Annotated in this window: 14 protein-coding genes; 11 read left to right on the plus strand and 3 right to left on the minus strand. The window is 37.2% G+C overall.

The genetic code is table 11. From position 1 onward, the window contains the following. The first annotated feature begins 296 nt into the window (after nucleotides 1-296). Together H6F39_RS04520 and H6F39_RS04525 are read left to right on the plus strand one after the other, a co-directional pair. The gene (locus H6F39_RS04520; RefSeq protein ID WP_137906973.1) at nucleotides 297-503 is read left to right on the plus strand and encodes a type II toxin-antitoxin system HicB family antitoxin; all 207 of its coding nucleotides are present in this window, start codon (nucleotides 297-299) and stop codon (nucleotides 501-503) included. Nucleotides 504-505: 2 nt separating this feature from the next. Beyond that, nucleotides 506-730 (plus strand): type II toxin-antitoxin system HicA family toxin, encoded by a 225-nt coding sequence (locus H6F39_RS04525; protein ID WP_137906972.1) that lies wholly within the window; start codon nucleotides 506-508, stop codon nucleotides 728-730. Nucleotides 731-1,356: 626 nt separating this feature from the next. On the opposite strand, the gene H6F39_RS04530 is transcribed toward H6F39_RS04525, so the two are convergent. Continuing rightward, nucleotides 1,357-1,734 (minus strand): hypothetical protein, encoded by a 378-nt coding sequence (locus H6F39_RS04530; RefSeq protein WP_190371794.1) that lies wholly within the window; start codon nucleotides 1,732-1,734, stop codon nucleotides 1,357-1,359. Between the two features lie 349 nt (nucleotides 1,735-2,083). Here H6F39_RS04530 and dnaK point away from each other — a divergent pair, with 349 nt between their 5' ends. The 9 genes from dnaK to H6F39_RS04575 all read left to right on the plus strand — a co-directional run bounded on the left by dnaK (nucleotide 2,084) and on the right by H6F39_RS04575 (nucleotide 14,446). After that, complete coding sequence (dnaK, locus tag H6F39_RS04535; protein WP_190371793.1) at nucleotides 2,084-4,144, plus strand: molecular chaperone DnaK; 2,061 nt, start codon at nucleotides 2,084-2,086, stop codon at nucleotides 4,142-4,144. A 134-nt stretch (nucleotides 4,145-4,278) separates the two neighbouring features. Then, the gene (locus H6F39_RS04540) at nucleotides 4,279-5,271 is read left to right on the plus strand and encodes a DnaJ C-terminal domain-containing protein (protein WP_137906969.1); all 993 of its coding nucleotides are present in this window, start codon (nucleotides 4,279-4,281) and stop codon (nucleotides 5,269-5,271) included. 138 nt (nucleotides 5,272-5,409) lie between these two features. After that, nucleotides 5,410-6,234: a Uma2 family endonuclease gene (locus H6F39_RS04545; RefSeq protein ID WP_137906968.1), complete on the plus strand. Its 825-nt coding sequence runs from the start codon at nucleotides 5,410-5,412 to the stop codon at nucleotides 6,232-6,234. Nucleotides 6,235-6,594: 360 nt separating this feature from the next. Beyond that, the gene (locus tag H6F39_RS04550) at nucleotides 6,595-7,743 is read left to right on the plus strand and encodes a VWA domain-containing protein (protein WP_190371792.1); all 1,149 of its coding nucleotides are present in this window, start codon (nucleotides 6,595-6,597) and stop codon (nucleotides 7,741-7,743) included. Between the two features lie 17 nt (nucleotides 7,744-7,760). Next, nucleotides 7,761-10,835 (plus strand): tubulin-like doman-containing protein, encoded by a 3,075-nt coding sequence (locus tag H6F39_RS04555; protein WP_137906966.1) that lies wholly within the window; start codon nucleotides 7,761-7,763, stop codon nucleotides 10,833-10,835. 143 nt (nucleotides 10,836-10,978) lie between these two features. Then, entirely contained in the window at nucleotides 10,979-12,814 is a 1,836-nt protein-coding gene (locus H6F39_RS04560) for a hypothetical protein (protein WP_190396309.1), read from the plus strand. A 92-nt stretch (nucleotides 12,815-12,906) separates the two neighbouring features. Beyond that, nucleotides 12,907-13,542, plus strand: a complete 636-nt coding sequence (locus tag H6F39_RS04565) for a flagellar motor protein (protein WP_190371790.1) — start codon at nucleotides 12,907-12,909, stop codon at nucleotides 13,540-13,542. 133 nt (nucleotides 13,543-13,675) lie between these two features. Continuing rightward, on the plus strand, nucleotides 13,676-14,122 hold the full coding sequence (locus H6F39_RS04570) for a J domain-containing protein (protein ID WP_137906963.1): 447 nt from the start codon (nucleotides 13,676-13,678) through the stop codon (nucleotides 14,120-14,122). 57 nt (nucleotides 14,123-14,179) lie between these two features. Beyond that, nucleotides 14,180-14,446 (plus strand): DUF3143 domain-containing protein, encoded by a 267-nt coding sequence (locus tag H6F39_RS04575; protein WP_137906962.1) that lies wholly within the window; start codon nucleotides 14,180-14,182, stop codon nucleotides 14,444-14,446. Nucleotides 14,447-14,624: 178 nt separating this feature from the next. Here the strand turns inward: H6F39_RS04575 and H6F39_RS04580 are convergent, their stop codons facing one another. Then, a complete protein-coding gene (locus tag H6F39_RS04580) occupies nucleotides 14,625-15,374 on the minus strand; it encodes an isoprenyl transferase (RefSeq protein WP_137906961.1) in 750 nt (249 codons plus the stop codon). Next, nucleotides 15,371-16,360 carry a diadenylate cyclase CdaA gene (cdaA, locus tag H6F39_RS04585; protein ID WP_168359988.1) on the minus strand — a complete coding sequence of 330 codons (990 nt, stop codon included), beginning with the start codon at nucleotides 16,358-16,360 and terminating at the stop codon, nucleotides 15,371-15,373. Before cdaA ends, H6F39_RS04580 begins: the two co-directional genes overlap by 4 nt. Nucleotides 16,361-16,401: the final 41 nt, after the last annotated feature.

The following is a 16,401-nucleotide window of genomic DNA, read 5'->3' on the forward strand; positions in this document are numbered from 1 at the left end:
TGCATTTAATTTGTATAGTTATAGCGGGCAAGATGCCCGCACCACAAGATTTAGCCAGATTATAATTGTACAATCAATTTAGCTGCGTAACAGCTTATTACAGCAGTTTTCACTCTATTTCTTCCTTTGCCTCTTGGTGCGAAGCATCTTGCCTCCTTGCAAATGCTATTCTAATTTAGATAGTTATAATTCCTGATTTTGAATTGTTGACCTAATGCGGTAATCTTCCATTAAGACTAATAATCGATCGAAATTTTCAAAGCTAAAATACAGGTATTACTTAACTACAACTTAGTATGAAATTCAATGTCACGATTGATCGAGATGAAGATGGTGTCTGGATTATTGAATGTCCTAGTATTCCTGGTTGCATTAGTCAGGGAGCAACAAAAGAAGAGGCTTTAGAGAATATTCAAGATGCGATTTCTGCTTGCTTACAGGTTAGGGCAGAGATTGGCTTGCCATTGACTATTGAAACTAAACAAGTAGAAGTCTTAGTATAGTTATGGCATCAAAATTACCTGTTCTGAGTGGACAAGAAGTAGTTCGTACTTTTGAAAAGCTGGGCTGGCGATTTGCACGCCAAAGTGCAAGTCATATAATTTTGGTCAAAGAAGGTGAAATGGTAACTTTGTCTGTTCCTGATCATCATGAGGTGGCAAAAGGGACTTTACGTGGACTGATACGAACTGCTGGGTTAACAGTAGAAGAATTTATTGCCGCTGTTTAAATATATGGTATAGATTGCTTGTAGCATTGACTATTGATTTTATGGGAATTAATTTATATGTTGTCTCGTTCTCTTCGTCAATTAGTGGATGGTTTTTGTTACCACGTTACGACTCGTTGTAATAATCGTGAGTTTAATTTATACAGCTTTTTTGGAGTTAGGTAACTCTTTAGATGATTGTGCCAAACGCTACAAAGGTTTTTGCCAGCGATATAAACCACCAAAAAATAAACAAGAAAAATGTAGCAACAGGGGAGTCGGTTTTTGACGAGTTTAGGCATCAACAATTAGCAACGCCCAAGGTCGGGACTAAACACAAAACGTCACCTCAACAATTGTCCCTGCCGTTTTTGGTGGAGTGCCAGGTATCCAAAACCGCTGTCCGAGGATGTGGAAAAATTTATCCTAGGGAACCGCTACATCAGGGTTGGCAGTGCGGGTTTTTGATGCTATGCTTTTTCTAGCTTTCCATCTTGCGGCCAAGACGAAAGTGCCACTGCGGGAATGATACTACCCCCGTTGAAGTCAAAAGGGACGGAGGGACGGGGGTGGGGGGGCGCATCTTAGGTCTACGATCATAAAATAAACGTACGCCCAGTACGCCCCTAAGGAAAAGGATAATAGGGTTAGTTTGAATAGTTATAGTCGTCATAGAAGGCGGAATAGGCGAATTTGGTAGAAACAGGTAGTTGTTGTGTGGGGAACTCTGGTTGTGGTAGAAACAAATATAAGTAATCAGTAACAACCTGGTAGGCTGCGTTTTGATCGTCCCACCAAGGAGTACTCTTGATCCTGTCTTGATTGTCAAGATAAGTTCCTTGAATGGTTGTCACATCGTATGGAGTTCCATTTACAGTTAATACCACCGCCTTAGCAGGAGACATTAAAGCAAGGACACCAGCAGCAGCACTACCAACAACTAAAGGCAAAAGACGAGATAGAGTAAATTTTCCCATACAACTATCTATGATGAAATCTTCTACTACTAATTTTATATCACACACATGCACCCATATTTTAACTATTTATTATTCATAGTTTTTGCGGGCGCACAGACGGAACTTGGGTGAAAATCAATGACAGTTTGCGAGATAATTACGAGATACCAGTCCATCATAAGCCATAATCGTAATCGCAATAAGTGTAATTACCTCTTGCCTCTTACCTCTTGCCTCTTTCTAAATGCTATCCTAGTTTAGCAAGTAGCAATGCTGTTGCTAAAATGCCTCTAATTCCTGATTTAATGATGACTATTATATTATTGGATTGTTGACTTGATTTAGCACTAAACCAAAATCAGCCTTATTATATCATAATAAATCTACAAAACACGCAACGGGAGACGAGTAACGCATGGGCAAGGTAGTTGGCATCGACTTGGGGACAACCAACTCAGTAGTCGCCGTCATGGAGGGTGGCAAGCCGGTGGTGATTGCCAATGCAGAAGGAATGCGAACAACCCCCTCCGTCGTTGGCTTTAGTAAAGAAGGTGAAAGGGTTGTAGGGCAAATGGCTAGACGGCAAACCGTCCTTAATCCCCAAAATACCTTTTTTGCGGTAAAACGCTTTATTGGGCGCAAATATGGGGAATTAAACCCGGATTCTAAGCGTGTTCCTTACACTATCCGTAAAGATGAAATTGGCAATATTAAAGTTGCTTGTCCTCGGCTGAATAAGGAATTTTCCCCGGAAGAAATTTCGGCCATGGTGTTGAAAAAATTAGCTGATGATGCTAGTCGTTATTTGGGTGAACCTGTTACTGGGGCTGTGATTACTGTTCCTGCTTATTTTAATGATTCTCAGCGTCAAGCTACCCGTGACGCGGGTAGAATTGCAGGTTTAGATGTTTTACGCATTCTCAATGAACCCACAGCCGCAGCTTTGGCTTACGGATTAGATCGAGGTGATATGGAAACTATCCTCGTTTTTGATTTGGGTGGGGGAACTTTTGATGTATCCATTCTGGAAGTGGGAGACGGCGTATTTGAGGTTAAGGCTACTAGTGGAGATACTCAACTCGGTGGTAATGATTTTGATAGAAAAGTGGTTGATTGGTTGGCGGAACAGTTTTTAGAAGCAGAAGGGGTAGACCTAAGACGCGATCGCCAAGCGTTGCAAAGACTAATGGAAGCCGCAGAAAAGGCTAAAATAGAACTTTCCGCAGTCAGCGTCACTGATATTAATTTACCTTTTATTACTGCCACGGAGGATGGTCCAAAACACCTAGAAAGCCGCTTGACGCGATCGCAATTTGAGGGTTTATGTGTAGACTTGTTAGGTAGATTAAGAACACCAGTAAAGCGGGCATTAAAGGATGCCGGACTCTCTCCGGTAGATATTGAGGAAGTTGTTTTGGTCGGTGGTTCTACTAGGATGCCTATGGTAAAACAGCTAGTTCAAGACTTAATTGGCATCGAACCGAGCGAAAACGTCAATCCTGATGAAGTTGTCGCTGTCGGTGCGGCTATTCAGGGCAGTATTCTCGCTGGTGAAACTAAGGATGTTTTGCTATTAGATGTTACACCCCTATCTTTGGGTTTGGAAACCATTGGCGGTGTTATGAAAAAACTTATACCGAGGAATACAACGATCCCAGTTCGTCGTTCTGACATCTTTTCTACTTCGGAAAATAATCAAAACAGCGTAGAAATTAACGTGGTTCAGGGTGAAAGGGACATGGCCACAGATAACAAGTCTTTGGGACGGTTTAAACTTTATGGTATCCCCCCAGCACCAAGAGGTATTCCCCAAGTTCAAGTATCTTTTGATATTGATGCTAATGGTATTTTGCAGGTAACAGCCTTAGATCGTACTACGGGCAGGGAACAAAGCATCACCATTCAAGGCGCTTCTACTTTAAGCGAGTCCGAAGTTAATAGAATGATTCAGGATGCTCAAAAATACGCCAATGTTGATAGACAACGGAAAGAACGAGTTGAAAAACGTACCCGGTCTGAAGCTTTAATATTACAAGCAGAACGGCAATTACGCGAACTAGCGTTAGAAATGGGAATGCAATTCGCTCGTAACCGTCGTCAACGCATTGATAATATTTGTCGCAATTTACGGGAAAGTTTACAAGCTGATGAAGATCGGGGTATTGATCAGGCTTATGCTGATTTACAAGATGCTCTTTATGAACTGAATAGAGAAGTCCGTCAGTATTATGCTGAAGATGAAGATGATGATCTATTCGGTGCTATCCGTGACATCTTTGCTGGTGAAAAAGAACCGGAACGAGATGTTTACAGAGATAATTATAGAGATAATTATCGGGAAAGAAATTCATCTAACCGAGGTGTTAACAGAGATAATGGGAGAGAAAATCGTTCTCCCAATTATGAAAGTCGTCCCACCCGCACTAAACGCCCCAGTTACCAAGATAATTGGGATGATGATGATGATTGGCTATAAGCTGATTTTGGATTTTGGACTCGGTATCTTTGATCTAAAATCTAATTTTTCATATTTGTAGGGACAGTAACAAGTATAAGCACATCTGACCACTGACCACTGACCACTGACAACTAACATTTAAATAACAGATTATGCAAAATTTGCAAAATTTTCGGGATTATTACGAGATTTTAGGAGTTTCTAAAGATGCTTCCAGCGAAGAAATTAAAAAGGTTTATCGTCGTTTAGCTAGACAATATCACCCCGACCTCAATCCTGGCAATAAGGAAGCAGAGGAAAAATTTAAAACCATTGGTGAGGCTTATGAAATCCTTTCCGATTCTAGCAGGCGATCGCAATATGATCAATTTAGCCGCTATTGGCAACAAAACGGTTTTGCTGGTAATAAACAAACTCCCAAGTCCAAAGGTTGGAATAACCGCACTAATGACCGTTCTAGTCAAGATGTAGACCCCAGCCAATTTAGCGATTTTGAAAGTTTTGTGAATCAGGTAATTGGTGTTAGCAACCGTAAAGAACCGAAAAGCAGTTCGGAAAATACCACCACTAGCGACCCCTTTCGCAGTCCTAGAACTAAAGTTGCATATACGGTTAATACTCCCCCTCGTGCTAACCGTCGAGATATTGAAGCTAGATTAACCTTACCTCTGGAAAAAGCTTATCAAGGTGGTAATGAAAGAATACGTTTAGAAGATGGGCGATCGCTCGAAGTGACTATGCCCCCAGCTATGGTGACGGGTCAAACTATCCGCTTGCGAAATCAAGGAATTAGTGGTGGTGATTTATACTTAAAAATTACCGTAGATCCTCATCCTTTGTTTAAGCTAGAAGGTGCTAATATCTTCTGCCAAGTACCTGTAACTCCCAGTGAGGCGACATTGGGCGGACAAGTTGAAGCACCTACCCTTGATGGTCCAGTGAAAATGACTATTCCCCCAGGTGTGAGGTCTGGACAAAGATTCCGTCTTGGTAATAAAGGCTACCCTGTTGAAAATGGACAACGTGGTGATCAATTAGTGGAAATTCAGATATTAACTCCCAAAAATATTAGTCCTCAAGAACGGGAACTGTATGAGAAATTAAGAGAAATAGAAACTTTTAAACCTCGCGCTGATTTAATTTAAATAAAACAAAACAAACTACCACAAAACAAAAGAAATCAATTTCTCCACAAATGGCTCAGATGCAGAGTGGGTAGAGAATGTTAGACTCCTGGATCTGTTATCCTGGATATAGATCCCATTCCTAACTAACTTGCAGCTATGACCGTCACCCAAAAGATTGAACCCGGTTTAGATGTAATATTTCCTCCCAGTAATCTAGAAAGTGACGAACCCCCATTGGAATCATCTTTACATCTACAACAAATGCTACTGCTAATCCAATGTCTCAATTGGTGGTGGCGAGATATTAATAAAATTAATAATTATTTTGTTGCCGGGAACATGACTATTTATTACAGTCCTCGGCAAATTAAAACCAAAGATTTTCGTGGTCCAGATTTTTTCCTAGTGCTGGACACAGAAAACTGCGATCGCAATAGTTGGGTAGTCTGGGAGGAAGGTGGTAAATATCCTAATCTAATTATAGAATTGCTTTCTCCCTCTACTGCTTCCACTGATAAAGGGTTAAAAAAACAAATTTATCAAGATATTTTCCGCACACCTGAATATTTTTGGTTTAATCCGCAAAGTTTAGAATTTGCTGGTTTTATCTTGTTTGGTGGAACATATCAACCTATAGAACCCAATCCTCAAGGTTTATTATGGAGTCAGCAGCTAAATTTATATTTGGGTGTCCATGACGGTAAATTGCGTTATTTTATGCCAGAAGGAGAGTTAATGCTAACACCCGAAGAGTATGGAGTACAACAAACTCAACTCGCAGAACAACAAACTCAACTCGCAGAAGAAGCAACCCAACTCGCAGAACAACAAACTCAACTCGCAGAACAACAAACTCAACTCGCAGAACAACAAACTCAACTCGCAGAACAAGCAAGCCAACTCGCAGAACAACAAACTCAACGTGCAGAACGTTTAGCAGCCAAACTCAGAGAATTGAATATTGACCCTGACATTTTATGAGATAATACAGTTTGTGTAGGTTGGGTTGACCCAAGGAAACCCAACATTTCAACACATATTAGACAAGAGTGCAAAATTAATTTTATGTTACGATTGAGGTTTGTGTTAATTTTAGATAAAAGTTAGAGTTACACGGCTATGGTGTTCTTTACGATCGCAAAGAACACCAAAGATACATAAAACCTAAAGCCTCCTATCCTACCACAGAAACAATTGTGCAATAGGTCTATTGATAACAAAATCAAAAACAACTTAAATACTGACAATTTTTAAAACATCCTTTTATATAGTTGACTAAACTTCTTGACTAGTTGTGCAATAATATTGACATATACACTATTTAAATAGGCTATAGGGTTTGTGACTTTGACAAAAATTAGTCCCGGACAACCACTGACTGATATACAGAAAAATGGCTTACAGTTGGTATCCCTGTTGACTGGGGGTAAACGTGATGTTATTTTAGCTATTGATGTCACTGAAAGTGTCGGTTTTAATGATCAAGGCCGGATTCGTTTACGTCAAATAATTACAGACAGTCTGAAAACCGGTGATTCTGTTTATGTTGTTCCCTTCGCTCAAAATTTGGTTTTTGATGATGTCATATCTGTAGAAAATCCCTTGGGAACACCTATATATTTTGGACAGAAAAATACAGAAAATATTGATAAAGTATTAGCAAAAATACCTTTTAGTTCCGACCCTAACCGCTATGGTACAGATATTCAAAAAGCAGAATTAACTATTTATCAAGGTATCGCACAAATTAATCAAAATCGAGTTTCTAAAAATCAATTAATTAAACCCCAGTCCGTTGTTTGGATTACTGACGCACCTTTGTTTACTCAACCGGGAATTAATTCTCAGATTTGGACAGAAACCCCTGCTGATAGTCCTTTGAGAATAGCAACATCACCGGAAAGCCAAGAAAGACAAAAATGGATTGAGACTTTACCTTTAAAACAGCGATCGCTCACAATTGTAACACAATCCAGTAAAGATTATCAACTATCTGTAGTAGACATTAACCCGACAATTCAAGAATTTTGTACACCAGCCCCCGGAGGTCAAGAAACCTGTTTAGTTAATCCTTATTTACTCAAACAGCTATGGTTTCCCAGTTTAATTTTATTATTATTAATAGCTGCTAGTGTTTGGAGTCTATGCAAATTTGCCAGATTACAAAAAAAATGGAAATTGCGAATCACCTTTGAAGATAATACAGAAGATGAAGAAAAATTATGTATACTACCAAATAAGAAAAAAATCGCCATAGGTGAAGATGATCCTAGCTGTGACGATTCCATTGACTGTCCAGGAGGAGAAATTAGAGGCCATTTACAACGTCAAGGAGAAAAACTATATGTAGTCCCAACACCAGAGGGAAACATTCAACTAAACAACAAAAAAATTACATCAAAGACTCTCATAACTAATTCTAGATTTACGCTAAATTGTCCAGATTCACGCCAGCGTGATTACCAAATAAATGTTAAAATTGAAAAATAGTATTCAGGGGAAAAACTATGACTCAAGCATCTGCAAAAGAAACCCAATATAGAGGCATTAATCGCACAATTTGCATCGGTTTAGGGGGAACTGGTAGAGATGTATTAATGCGAATTAGACGGTTAATTGTTGACCGTTATGGAGACTTAAATAATTTACCAGTTGTCAGTTTTGTTCACATTGACACAGATAAAGCAGCCACCCAAGTCACAGGGATTAGAACAGGGAGTACCTATCATGGTGTTGACTTAAGTTTTAAACAATCTGAAAAAGTCAGTGCTACCATGTCATCAAGAGATGTCACCATGTTTGTAGAAGGACTAGAACGGCGTTCGGAATATAGTAATTACGGACCTTATGACCATATTGGGATCTGGTTTCCTCCCCAACTATTGCGAAATATTAAAGCAGTGGAAGAAGGGGCAAAAGGGATTAGACCTGTGGGAAGATTGGCTTTTTTCCACAACTACCAAACAATTAAAACAGCCATTGAAACCGCAGAGAGACGGACGAGAGGATATGAATCAAAAATGTTGAAATCAGGTTTAAAAATAGAGCCAGGAGTAAGTATTTTCGTTGTCGGTTCTCTTTGTGGTGGCACGGGAAGCGGGATGTTTTTAGATGTTGCTTATAGTCTTAGAAGTCTTTATGGTGAAGACGGTGCTCAAATTTTGGGTTATTTAGTGATTAGTCCAGAATTGTATGGCAATACTCCTAGCATGAGTGCTAATACTTATGCTGCATTAAAAGAATTAAATTATTATAGCAACCCTGGTACGGAATTTACTGCTTGTTATGATACTGAAAATTTATCAATAATTCGAGAAAAACGTCCACCTTTTGATTATACTTATTTGCTATCTCATAAAACAGGGAGTGAATATGAAATTCTTACTCAAGGTAAGTTATGTAATGTAATTGCCCATAAAATTGGTCTAGAATTTTCTGGTGAATTATCTTCAGCCATTAAAGGTAATCGAGATAATTTTCTTCAACAAATGATTAAGTCTGATATACATCCACGTCCTAATAGCCAAAGATACTTAACATTTGGACTTTCTGCCATTTATTTTCCTCGTGATACTATTATCCAGATTGCCTTAACAAAAGTTAGTTCAAATTTGGTCAAATTTTGGTTAAATGGCAAGGGTCAAAGTCCAGATCCTATTAACTTACTTGAGCAATTTTTGATTCAATATAATTGGCATAATGACTTAGGCAAACGAGATGGTTTAACTAATAAATTAGCGGAGTCTGTAGAAGAATCTAATAAGACCTTTAGTAATAGTCTCAAAACTTGGCAAAATAAATTATCCCGGTTAATTGATGAATGTAAAAACAAAGATGACCGCACTAATATCCGTCAGCAATTAGCAACAGAATTTTATAAACAATTTCGCACAGTGCAACCAGGAGAAACAGAAAGCAGTCGCGGTTATTGGTTGACAAAATTAATGCAAACTACTCCCAAGATTACCAAAGAACTTAATGGGAATATTGATGATTATGTGATGCAATTACTCACACCAGTAGATCCTAATTTCTCTATTAAAAATACACACAATTGGTTAGATTCTCTGCGACATGAATTACATAAATATCAACGAGATTTACAAGAATCAATTACTGATTTTGGAGGAATGAAGCGATTAGAAGATGTAGAAAAAAAATGGGATAATGCAGAACAAACAATTGAAGAATTACAAAATAAACTAGCTATTCCCTTTCTTAATTTCAAAAACATACAGTTTCAAGACGAATGTAAAAAATTTATACAAGAAGTTTGCAAAATTTTCAGACATAATTTTGACTTAACCGTGTTGCAAGAAACTTTGAAAATTGTCAGTCAATTACAAAAGCAAGTTCAAGAAAAAGAAAAACAAGTCGCAGCTTTCAGTAGTTTGGTAGAAGATTTACAAAGTGCTTATGAAAAAGAGGAAAGAGAATTAAAACAGTTAAATTTTGATGAAATGAGTGGAGAGGCAATTTTTGATACTGAAGATATAGAACTTTGCTATCAAATAATGATACCAGAAAATGATAGTCGTCCCCAATTAGTATTAGCAAGTTCAACACTCACTGAAACAACAGGTAAAGGAGAATCTTTAGCATTTTTCCTAAATATGGAACGGACTACCCACTCTCAACTAAAACAAGAAATTGACTTGAAAGTTGATAGTTTATTTGCTTTTCGTGGTAGAAATATCGTCAATTCCGTAATTAAACGCTTCATGCAAAAATACTCATTAGGTGCGCGTTCAACTCGTTTAGCGCAAATTATACAGGAAGCTCAACCACTTTTGCGTTTGAATTTGAATGATCCTTATTTCCGAGACGAAGATGCTAAGAGTAGCAAATTAATAGGATATAAAGATACAGATGAATCAGAAGTGAGAGATTTTAAAGAGTTATTAATACAGGATTTAGGAGTTACCACAAATGTTTTAAAAGCAATACAAGCAGATGATGAAATCCTAATTGTGAATGAGTATGCTGGGTTTCCCTTGAGATTAATTATTACTTTAGAAAAAATGAGAAACCCATATTTGCGAGAACAAAATTCTGGTACATCCTTTTTGCATAATGATTCTCACATACCCTTTCCTGATATTATTCCACCTGATGCTAAAACAATTGAAAAAATAGAAGATATTTTTTATCCTTGTCTAGCGATGGAATTATTAGCAGAAAATCATAATACTCAAAAGTTAGAGTTTCAATATTATGACTCTTTCCAAGATATTTATTATACTGCTATTTTGAGTACAAATTGGATGGAAGCTTTGGAAGATTTAGCCAATAACCACAACATGACTGATACCTTGGAGCAAATTTTAGATAATACAATTTTAGAAATGGAAAATAATCCAAACTTATGGGAAAATGAATATTTACCCAAACTGCGCCAATTTCCTGAGAAGCTGAAAAAAATTCCCGAAAATGCTCCCAATTTTCCCTATATTCAAACTGTATATACCTCACCAGACAATAAGCAGCCTAAAGTCAGAGAGGGAGTCATAAATCGTTTTTGGAAGAGAATAGAACAAAAACTCAGCATTAGCAAAATTACAAAAATTGTGAGACGAGAATAAGATTTATATGTAAGTATTCAGCTAAATAAGCCAGATCCCGGACTTCTTTTTTGATGAGTTCAATCAGTGATAAATTAATATTAGAAGTCTGGATTATTATACCAGTTTTAACAATCTTTCTACAACTACCAAGGGTCATTTTTATGCCACCAATACCACTTTACTTAATTGTCATCACTGTTTTTCTGGTTGTTATTCCATCTGTGGTTACTATTATTCTTCGCAGATATCTTTACCGCTATTTAATAGATTTGACGAACAAAGTTCAAAGATTAATCAAAACAGGATCAGCGGAAGGACAACCGAAAATTATCCAAACATTAGAAGCTAGATTTGAAGAAGCTAGTAAACAATTAGAACAGGTAAATACAGCAGCATTAATAGACCAGATTTATAGTCAGGAAACAATTAAGGGATTTAGATTTACCTGTGAACAAATAGATTATTTATGTCGCATTTTGCCAAATTTACTCTTAGCTTTTGGGTTACTGGGAACTTTTTTAGGTATCACTATTAATTTATCTACTCTCAGTCAAACAATTAATCAAACTAATCCTAGTGATATTAATAATTTAGTCTCTGAATTACAAAAACCATTGGAGGGAATGAGTATTGCGTTTACTACGAGTTTAACAGGACTATTTTTCAGTGCTTTGGTAACAGTAGCCAACTTTATATTTAATAGTGGACTTGCTAAATATCGCTTAATTAGTTCTTTAGAAGATTATCTAGATAATGTATATTTTCCTGAGGTACAGGGTGATACCCGTCTTGATAAAATAGTTAATAGAATGGTATCCCAGCAGGATGAATTTTTAACAAATTTTGGTAAAATAGTCCGCGAAGCTGTAGAACAATCTATGGGAAAAGTCGCAAAACAAATTGCTGACGGGAATCAAAAAACTATGGAGTTAGCTACACAAGTTTATGAAAAATTTGATGCTGCTGCTGGAACTATATCTAGTGCTGCTAATGAATTTAAACATTCCATGACAGAATTAAATACAACATCTCAAATATTTAAACAGTCTGCTGAAACTTTTAATAAAAGTGAGTTTCCTCTCAAATTATCATTAGCTGTTGTAGATTTGAGTAATACACAACAAAAATTTTCTGAGTCAGCTACAAGTTTAGCAGCAACAACGGAATTGATTATAAATGCCTTAATTGAAATAGAAAATTCTAGTCAGAGTTTAATTAATTTAGGAGAAGAAATAAAATCTATGAACCAAACTTCAATTGAGGTATTAGATTTACATCAAAATAACCAAAATCTTCTTAGTGAAATTATCCCCCAACTTCATGCAGGAGCTAATAGTTACGAAAAAGCAGTTAATAAACTGGATGATTTAGATCAAAGAGTGGGAGATAAGTTCAATAATTTTGATCAATTAATCACAGCTATGACTCAGTTATTAGAAAATGTGAAAACTTATACAACGGAATTAATTAGCAAAGTTACAACGGAAACTGAAAATTCTAGTCAGAGTTTAATTAGTTTAGCTGAAGAGATAAAAGCTATGAACCAAACTTCAATTCAGGTATTAGATTTACATCAAAATAACCAAAATCTTTTAACTGAAATTATTCCCGGACTTCAGCAAGGAGCTAATAGTTATGAAAAAGCGGTTAGTAAACTGGATGATTTAGATCAAAGAGTGAGCGATAAAGTTAATAGTTTTGATAAATTAATCACAACTATTGAGCAGTTGTTAAAAACTGTGAAAACATATACAAATGATGTAAATAATACTATTAGTATAGCATCTAATCAAATAGATGCTAATAATCAAAAACTGATGAAATTATTAGAGAATAATAATTATCAACTAATTTCTGAATATCAAAATGTCAGTAATACCATTATTGAAGGAATTGACAGACAAACTAATATCAACAAGAAGGGTTTTGAGGCTAATATTAAAGGTTTGGAACTATTAATCAGGAATCTTGAGGAATATCAACAAAAACTTGATTAGACAAATACTGATACATGAGGTGCGTTACGCTGGCGCTAACACACCCTACTGTTTAAGTTGACTAACAAATTTACAAAAAAAACATTGCAATTATGGCTCGTCGTTCACGCTACACAGAATATAATGAAGACCTAAACGTTTGGACAGCATTTACTGATTTAATGTCTAATGCGTTTATGATATTGGTTTTATTTTTGTTTTTAACCATTATCATATCAGAAATTAATAATATAGATACACCACCAATCATAGTTATAAAAGATGAAGGTGCTTATAGATTTGCTTCTGGTAGCGCTGAAATTTCTCAACAAATGTCGAATTATATCTTGAAGCAAATAGTACCAGAAATAGAAGCTAGAACTAAAGAATATGGGATTAATGTAGTAGAAATAATCGGACACACAGACGGACAAGCTAATGCTCAAATAACTAGTAATTTGGATGTCAATTTAGAAAATGTAGTTAGTGGTAATATACCGGTAGGAAACTTACGAGCAGGTTCTAATGCTGATTTAGGATTAATGCGGGCTTTATCGGTTGTCAAGGCGCTGCGTGATATCCAAACAAAAGAAAATAGACTATCTGGATTATCGTTTCGGGCCTATTCTGCGGCACAATTAATATTACCAAATGGACAATTTGCAGCAATAGCGCGTCAAGATGATGTTACCCGACGACGAATTGAAATCCGTTTTACCCGCTTGGGAGAAGTACAAGAGGTTAGATAATTTAGATGATACATAACAAATACTAGTTTTGTTATATATTATTCTTTCTTCCTCTGTCTTCCTCAATTGACAAAAGATTTAGAATATAAAAAACTGAATTTGAGCAAACTGACTCAAAAAACCGTAAACCAAAATGGGGAAGTCCCACTTTTTTAGCAATACTACTTATTACTCCCTGCTAGGGCTACATCCCTCAGCATCAGTAATTGATATTCGTCGCGCTTATAGAGAATTAAGCAAAATTTATCACCCTGATACGACGGAATTACCTGCTAATCTTGCTACTACTAAATTTCAGCAAATTAATGAGGCCTACGCTACCCTCAGTAATCCCGAACGACGCTTAAGCTATGATTTAAAAATTGGCTATTCGCGTTTTGGTGTCATTCAAACCCCAACTGATTTAAACCGTCCTGTGTCTCGTGGCTATGATTGGTCAAAATCAGGTTATTTAGATGCCACAGATCGTCCCCTGTCTTCTGGGGAAATATTTGTATTATTTATTTTGGGATTGACCATTGTTGGTTGTATGCTATTAGCGATCGCTATTGCTGTTCTTCGTGGAGAAGTAATCCTCTGAACAACCACCTCCCGCTCCTCGACTAAACAATAATTTTTCCATAATTTTAAATTGCTTATGCTTCCCTCCAATACACCCTTATATAGTCATCCTTTACCACAAATTGAACAGTGGTTAAAAAACCAAGGTTGTCATCAAGATGAAACTCAGCTACATTGTTGGCATATACAACGATCTAGTTGGGAAGCGGAAATTTGGTTAGACACTGAACAAATTACAGTCCGGTATCTCCAATCTGGAGAAAATAATCAAGATATTCAACGTTCCTTTAAGTATTCTCTGAGTCGGGAAGATATCGAAGCAGCGGTTTTTTCTGGTCCGTAATCTAATTTTAGATTTTAGATTTTAGATTTTAGATTTTAGATTTTAGGATTTTGGGATTTCGGGATTTCGGGATTTCGGGATTTTGGGATTTCGGGATTTGAGGATTTGAGGATTTTGGGATTTCGGGATTTGAGGATTTATTGTCAATCTAAAATCACCAATTTACAATCCAAAATTGTCAGACTTTCCCAAACCGTCGCTCCCGCTGTTGGTAAGCAGATAAAGCCCGATGAAACTCACTGCGGTTAAAATCCGGCCAGAGAGCATCACTAATATAAATTTCTCCATAAGCCATTTGCCAAAGTAAGAAATTTGACAGTCGCATTTCCCCACTGGTACGAATTAATAAATCTGGATCTCCTATTCCTGCTGTATATAAGTGACTTTCAAATACTTCTTCAGAAATTTCTTCAGGCTTTAATAAACCTTCTTTCACCTTTTGAGCGATCGCCACACAAGCTTGTAAAATTTCCTGTCTACCGCCATAATTAGTAGCTATTGTCAACAGAATACTACGATTATCCTTAGTTTCTGCCATAGAACGGGAAATTTCCATCTGAAGTGCCTTTGGTAAAGCCGATAAATCACCCACAAACTGAATTTGCACATTTTCCTCTACCATTTCCCGCAATTCTTGACGTAAAACCCGCTGGAATAGAGTCATTAAAAATTCCACCTCTTCCTGTGGTCTTTTCCAGTTCTCCGTCGAAAAAGCATAGGCCGTTAGTGCTTTAATCCCCCAATCCTTACAACAGTGCAGCAAATCCTTAAGAGCATTGACACCAGCTTTATGACCGACAATTCGGGGTAAACCTTGGCGTTTTGCCCATCGTCCATTACCATCCATAATTACCGCAACGTGCCGGGGTAGTAATTCTTGTTTTAAATCAGGGGGTAAATATTGCAATTCAGTTTGTTGTGTTATCATTTTTTATCTTCAGAAGCGGTCGTATCCCTGCCGGGAAGTGAACTACGCGTAGCGTGTCGTTGGTGTAGCCCCTCATAGATCAGACAAGGTAATCTAACTAATCGAGAAATTAATTGTAGTGACTGACCACCAAGCTGACGAACTAAACTTAAAATACCAGGTGCATGAGCTTCCCGATCTACAGTTGGGGAAAATCGAGCCTCTAAAGACTCTTTGAGCTTTTTAATAGTTAGTGGTCTATATAGAGTTCCTCTTTCCGCTAAGGAAATAGAACCCGTTTCTTCAGATACAACGACACAAATACAGTTTTCAACTCTTTCGGTAATTCCCATTGCTGCCCGGTGGCGTGTTCCCAACTGGCGCGAGGCGGTGCGTCCTGAAAGTGGTAAAATTATTCCTGATGATACAATACGTGAACCACGAATTAACGTCGCTCCATCGTGTAGCAGGGTTTTGGGTTGGAAAATAGTTTGGATCAGTTCTTTAGAAACCTCAGCATTTAGCTTTACTCCCGGAACAGAAAAATCTTGTTCTTCAATAGGTCCTGTAGTTTCTAAAATTAGTAAGGCGCCAATTCGATTTTTCGACAATTCTTTAACCGCATCCACAATTTCATCAATTACACTATCTGACTTAGGAATTGCACTGGTGTTATTCACAAAACACTGCCAAAATTCACCACGTCCCAATTGTTCTAAAAAACGGCGAAACTCTGATTGTAGCGCTACAGCCATAGCCACAGCACAGCCAATCACCAATTTTTCTAGGACAAAATTTAGCAGGGGTAATCCTAATTTACTACTCAGTGCCGAACAGAGCATTAAAATTATAAATCCTCGTACCATCCATAACGTGCGCCGTTCACTAATAATCACTAGGATCATGTATGTTAGTGCCAGCACTAACATCATATCCAGAGTCCCAAGGAGCAAGGACTGTGACCAATCTCCCAGGTTTATCAGCCATTGCTTCCACCAATCTCTCATGACATCTGGATTCTTATAGTCATTTGTCATTTGTCCGTAGT

It is taken from the genome of Dolichospermum sp. FACHB-1250 (genome assembly GCF_014696335.1).
In the GTDB taxonomy this organism is placed as follows: domain Bacteria; phylum Cyanobacteriota; class Cyanobacteriia; order Cyanobacteriales; family Nostocaceae; genus Dolichospermum; species Dolichospermum planctonicum.